This window comes from Heminiphilus faecis (assembly GCF_008728965.1).
Taxonomy (GTDB): domain Bacteria; phylum Bacteroidota; class Bacteroidia; order Bacteroidales; family Muribaculaceae; genus Muribaculum; species Muribaculum faecis.
On record NZ_VSMC01000061.1, the window covers coordinates 1 to 1,439 of the forward strand.

2 protein-coding genes are annotated in these 1,439 nt (G+C 47.9%); both read right to left on the bottom strand.

All coding sequences use genetic code 11. From position 1 onward, the window contains the following. Nucleotides 1–34: 34 nt before the first annotated feature. A complete protein-coding gene (locus FW767_RS12900) occupies nucleotides 35–1,054 on the bottom strand; it encodes an ISAon1 family transposase (RefSeq protein ID WP_150980730.1) in 1,020 nt (339 codons plus the stop codon). Continuing rightward, nucleotides 1,050–1,400, bottom strand: a complete 351-nt coding sequence (locus FW767_RS12905) for an ISAon1 family transposase N-terminal region protein (RefSeq protein WP_121700383.1) — start codon at nucleotides 1,398–1,400, stop codon at nucleotides 1,050–1,052. The genes FW767_RS12900 and FW767_RS12905 overlap by 5 nt, the downstream gene beginning before the upstream one ends. Nucleotides 1,401–1,439: the final 39 nt, after the last annotated feature.

Sequence of the window (1,439 nt, forward strand, 5' to 3'; positions counted from 1 at the left end):
GGATCAGCGGATTTTCCCGGTGGGTGGTAAGATGTCAAGAGTAAAGTGTTGCCAGTCTGAACATGAAGAATTTGATGTCACCTACTCCGCGGAACTGAGTTCTGAAAGCTTTGATTTTGGCATTGAAGGCTTCCGCCGATGCATTAGTGAGCCTCCGTTCGAAATAGTTTATTATTGTTGTGTTGTGGTTCTCGAAAGTCTCCAGAACTTTGTTGAATTCATTATTTCCGAAAGCCTCCACTTCATTGTACCACCTGGCGAGATTCAGTCTGGCGACTCCGGCAGAAGTTTTCTCGTTGAATATATCCACAAGTTTTAGAAACAGCCCGTATGCCATTTCCAGATTGGGAAACTTCGTGAACAATATCCTGGCGCGTATTCTCTGCTGATCGTTCCATTTTGATTTGTGTTTGAGTATTATATGTCGGCTGCGCGCCATAATCTGTGGCATAGTCTCGCCGTTCTCCATCCTCTGGGGTTCCCATTGTCCGATTAGATCGCGTTCTTCTTTTGATTTTGCGTCCTTTCGCTTCTGACGATGCTCCCTGATTGCCTTGTTCTCGGCATCGAGGACTTCCCAACGGTGTCGTATCCTCAGCTGGTCAACGGCTTCGGAAATGAGCTGCTGAACATGGAACCGGTCATTGACAAGCGATGCGCCGGGAAACACGTTTCTGACAGTAAGCATCATGGCCGAAGAAAGATCTGTAGTGACGGTTTTTACCTTAAGACGCTGTTTCAACGGGACTTTTCTCAGTATGGCCGACACGGTGTCGCTGGCCACGCCGCGAACCATCGCCGCAATAGCCCCTTTGCCGCCATGCGCGGCTTTGTCGGTCAGTATTGTGTAGACATCGCCATTGCTCAGACAGGTCTCGTCAAGACTCATGTCCTCACCGAAATTTTCAGGATACAATATGTATTCATCGGCATGTTCAAGCTGATCCCATATCCGGTAATCGCTGATTATTTCCTTGTATTGCCTGCGCAGTGTCTGTCCGTTCAGCCCGTTGCGTGCGGCAAGATTGGATATGCTGACGGGGGTGCTTTCAATCTCCCTCTTTTAAAAAAGCGACAAACTCGGCGTTAAGCCTTGTGCCGTCGAACTCGGATACATCCCATTCATAGCTGAATATCTCGCCGGTAGCTTTGTCAAGCCACTTGCGCTTCCGCACATGGAGGTATGTAGCCCGTCCTCGTATCGGATAATCCTGTATGGTGCGGTAAGCCCCGAAGCCGTAAGAGATTATGTTTTTATTGTACTTGTCTTCGCGAAGTTGCTCTTTCTTCTCAGCAAGCCATATGTCAAAGCGCGTATCGCTTTTTTCAAATCGTTCAATGTCGAAGTTGTCTATAAGGACTTCGGGTAGGATTGCTCTGAGCAGTTGGTCTGGTTTCATTGTGCAAAGATAGCACTATACTCTTGACATCTTACCACC

Excerpts from the sequence above, each read along its gene's own strand:
- FW767_RS12905 (WP_121700383.1), bottom strand. The coding sequence starts at position 1,400 with ATGAAACCAGACCAACTGCTCAGAGCAATCCTACCCGAAGTCCTTATA.